Source organism: Peptoniphilus sp. SGI.035, assembly GCF_050315115.1.
GTDB lineage: Bacteria > Bacillota > Clostridia > Tissierellales > Peptoniphilaceae > Peptoniphilus_A.
In genome coordinates this window covers 1-4,203 of the sequence record NZ_JBNPOJ010000038.1, presented here as the reverse complement: position 1 = coordinate 4,203, position 4,203 = coordinate 1, and the positions used below count along the sequence as shown (strand labels likewise).

The following is a 4,203-nucleotide window of genomic DNA, read 5'->3' as shown; positions in this document are numbered from 1 at the left end:
AATATATGGTTTAAGCCTTAAGACATAAACCATATATCATTAATTTTTATTCACCAACACTATTTGACAAAGAACCTTTCTTTTTACTTATTTTTCTTTCAAAACTTCAATTGCCTTTTGAAGTTGTGTATCTGTATCCTTATAATCTATGCCAATTCCCTTAATATTCTCTGGCAAATCTACTTCAATATCTGGTTCAATTCCCTTTTTATTTATTGACTTGCCACTTGGCGTAAAATATTCTGATGTCGTCAACTTTAATCCATCGCCCTTTGGAAGTTCAATCACATTTTGCACGACGCCCTTTCCATAGGTTTTCTTTCCAATAATTTTTGCACGATCAAGGTCTCTTATTGCACCCGCCAAAATTTCTGATGCAGATGCTGAACCCTCATTTACAAGTACCACCATTTTTATATCATTGTACTTGTCATCTATTTTATAATCGTCGATTATTTCGCCCTTGTTATTTTTTAATGTTACAAAACTTGTCTTAGGTAGGATTGCATCTCCTACTTCAACTGCTGCGTCAACAACTCCGCCTGGATTTCCTCTCATATCTAAGATTATTCCCTTGACGCCTTCCCTTGTAAGTTCATTTAAAGCTTTGACAAAGTCTCTTCCCGTTTCTTCATCAAACATTGTTATTCCAATGTAACCAAAGTTTCCGATTTTACTTTTTATTATAGAGTCGATTTTAATCTCTTCTCTTTTTATTTCAACTTCTTTAGTCTTTAAACTTTTCTTTTTAAGGAGCAAAATTTTTACAGTTGTGCCCCTTTCGCCACGCATTTCCTTTGATGCTTCGTCAATTTTTTCAGCACTAAAATCTTTTCCATTAATTTTTAAAATTTTATCTCCTGATTCAACACCAGCTCTGTCTGCTGGTGATCCTTTAATTGGCGAAATTACAGTTACAGTTCCATCTTCAGCAGGCGAAATTAAAACTCCAATCCCTTGGAATTTACCAGTCGTAGTTTCAGACAATTTTTTCATCTCGTCTTTTGTAAGATATTGTGAATAGGGGTCGCCCAATCCTGCAACTAAACCCTTTAATAGACCTGATTCTAAATTTTCATCTTTAATATCTTTGTTGTAAAGATAGTTTTCTCTAAGGTATTTTTCTAATACTATTACTTTTCCAAAATTTTCATTGGAACTTACAACTTGTCTAACTGTTAATATTCTAGTAACAAAAGCAGTTGTAACTACCAATAATACAACTGCTATAATTTTTAAAATTTTATTCTTTTTCATTAAACATAACCTAATGGATTTACAGTGGCTCCATTTACTCTCACTTCAAAATGCAAATGTGGTCCTGTGGAAAGACCAGTTGTTCCAACAAAAGAAACTACATCGCCAGCATTTACAGTATCACCAACAGATACATTTAATGCTGAACAATGGGCATAAACTGTAACAGTTTCGCCATGGTCAACCATTACTACATTTCCATAGCCGCTCATCGTCTTTGCCATAATTACTGTGCCAGATTTTGCAGCAACTACCGGAGTGCCACTTGGCGCAGGTATATCTATTCCAGAGTGGAATTTTATATATCCAAGGATTGGATGCACTCTATATCCATAAGGCGAAGAAATAGAATAGTGTCCGGGAACTGGCCATGTATATCTTTGACCATCTCTTGGACCAGAAGGCACAGAAATATCTGAGTGAACTCTTGCTGCACTTGCTCTTCTTGCCCTTTCCTTTGCGGCTTCTTCAGCCTTTTTTTGAATGGCAATTTCTTTTTGAAGTCTCAATATTTCTAAATCCAAACTTTCCCAATTTGATTGAGCTTCTTCAAATTCAGCCTTATATAGATCTAAGTTTGACTCCAATACTTTCATATATTTATTTTTTGCATCAATTGCCGCTTGGTATGATTGTCTTTCATTTTCTACTGCAGCCTTATTTGCAGAAACTTTTGCTCTGTCAATTTTAAGTTTTTCTTCAGTGTCCTTTATTGTGTCAATTTGTTCTTGTATAAATTCAATTAATTCTCTATCAGCTCTTGCGATAGATGAAATAATTTCGTTATTTCTAAGTAATTCTTCGATGTCTTTAGAGTTTAATATAACTTCAATATAATTTATATTGCCTCTCTTATACATTTCTCTAAGTCTAAGCCTAAGTGTATCTGTGTTTTCAGCTAAATTTGCCTGAGCTTTTTCTAATTTAGCTTGATTTTCTTTTATGTCATTGTTTAAATCAGAAATTTCCTTTTCTAAAGCTGAAATCTTAGAGGAAGTAACTTGAATCTTTTCATCTAAATTTTCAATTTCACTGGTAACTGATTTCTTTTCAGTTTCAGTACTTGAAATATTAGACTTTTGCTCCTTCATTTTATTATTTAATTTCACTTGCTCTTGCTTTTTTTTATCTCTTTCAATAGTTAGACTTTTAGAACTCTTTGCAATAGTGCCTGTTGGCATAGCCATAATTGCTGTAAGACATATTGCAAGAATCTTTTTCTTACTATACATTTCTATAACTCACCTACACATCCAAAAATTTCTTAGTAGAAAACAAACTTCCAAAAAAGCCTATTCCAACACCAATACATGCAAATATTATATATAAATCTTGTCTAATGGACAAAGCAGATATCATATCTACATTGATAATATCGCAAATCTGAGGATTCAATCTGTCAAATAAAATTTCATAAAGCCTCAAAGTTATAAATCCCGCTATAACTGCACCTACAATGCCAAAAATTATTCCGTCAATTAAAAAAGGTCCTCTAATATAAGTGTTTGTTGCACCAACATATTTCATAATACTAATTTCTTTTCTTCTATTGGAAATTGCAATCCTAATAGTATTGTGGATAATCAACACAGACACAAGAACTAGAATTAAAACAATGCCAGCTCCAACATATTTAACACCATTTTGTACCTTCATCATTTGAGTTACAAAGTCGTAATAATAATTGCAGTCTTCAACTATTGGAAGGCTCTTATATTTTTCTTCAACTTCCTTGCCATAGGATAATTCTTTCATCTCTACAGTTATTGATGCAGGTAGAGGATTGCCTCCAGGGATATTTTCTAGGATTTTAGATTTTTCTCCAAAATCTTCTTTAAATTCCTCTAAAGCCTCTTCCCTAGAAACATAGGAAACTTTTTTAACCTTCTTGTTGTCGTGAAGCTCGTCGATAAAGGCATTTACATCGCTAGGACTTGCATCATCCTTTAAGAAAAATACAACCTTATCTAACTTTTCTCCAGTTTGATAGACAATTCCATTTAAATTTAAAATCATTAGCATCACCACGCCAAAAAGTGTAAGCATGGCAGCAATGGAAATAATGGAAGTAAAGGACATAGTCTTATTTCTCCAGATACCTGAAAAAGATTCTTTAACAATATTAAAGAACTGTCGTATTATTTTCATAATATCCTCCCTCTTTAACATCAGAAACAATTTCTCCATTATCTAAAGTTACAACTCTCTTATTAAATTTATTTACTATATTAACTGCATGAGTCGCCATAATGACAGTTTTGCCGTCGTCGTTAATATTTTTTAGTGCCTGCATAATGTCCCATGCAGTGCTTTCATCAAGATTGCCCGTAGGTTCATCACATACGAGGTAAGTTGCCTTATTTACTATTGCTCTTGCAATGGAAACTCTTTGCGACTCGCCCCCTGATAATTCAGAAGGGTAGTTTTTTTTCTTGTCCCCAAGATTTACAAGGTCAAGTGCATAATCAACCTTTTCATTTATTTGCCTTTTTGACTCTCCAAGAATTTCTAGTGCAAATGCCACATTTTCATAGACAGTTTTTTTTTCTAATAATCTGTAATCTTGAAAGACAACAGAAATATTTCTTCTGAGTTTGGGTATCATATATTTAGATAGTTTTGTTATTTCATTTTCAGCAATGTAAATTTTTCCACGACTAACTTTTTCTTCTCGAATAAGAAGTTTAATCATAGTAGATTTACCAGCGCCCGATGGACCAACTAAAAACACGAAGTCCCCACGAGGTATCTCTATATTTACATTTGAAAGTGCAGTAACACCATTGTTATATTTCTTAAATACATTTTCAAATTTAATCATATCTACACCTTTCTATTACCTTTAACAATTATATTACAAAGTGGTTACAAATGTACAGTAATTTTATTAAAATTCTCTATTTTTTCAAATTTTCTGAATATTTTTAAAATAAAATAAAATTTTTT

At 32.5% G+C, this 4,203-nt stretch carries 4 protein-coding genes; all 4 read right to left on the bottom strand.

Annotated elements, in window-relative coordinates; genetic code table 11:
• Window positions 1–87 precede the first annotated feature (87 nt).
• The 4 genes from ACQRC6_RS09590 to ftsE are packed head-to-tail and all read right to left on the bottom strand — an operon-like array spanning window position 88 to window position 4,078.
• Complete coding sequence (locus ACQRC6_RS09590) at window positions 88–1,257, bottom strand: S41 family peptidase (protein ID WP_427848721.1); 1,170 nt, start codon at window positions 1,255–1,257, stop codon at window positions 88–90.
• A complete protein-coding gene (locus ACQRC6_RS09585; RefSeq protein WP_427848720.1) occupies window positions 1,257–2,489 on the bottom strand; it encodes a murein hydrolase activator EnvC family protein in 1,233 nt (410 codons plus the stop codon). The genes ACQRC6_RS09590 and ACQRC6_RS09585 overlap by 1 nt, the downstream gene beginning before the upstream one ends.
• Window positions 2,490–2,502: 13 nt before the next feature.
• On the bottom strand, window positions 2,503–3,405 hold the full coding sequence (gene ftsX, locus ACQRC6_RS09580; protein ID WP_427848719.1) for a permease-like cell division protein FtsX: 903 nt from the start codon (window positions 3,403–3,405) through the stop codon (window positions 2,503–2,505).
• Window positions 3,380–4,078: a cell division ATP-binding protein FtsE gene (ftsE, locus tag ACQRC6_RS09575; protein WP_293559577.1), complete on the bottom strand. Its 699-nt coding sequence runs from the start codon at window positions 4,076–4,078 to the stop codon at window positions 3,380–3,382. The genes ftsX and ftsE overlap by 26 nt, the downstream gene beginning before the upstream one ends.
• Between the last annotated feature and the right edge of the window lie 125 nt (window positions 4,079–4,203).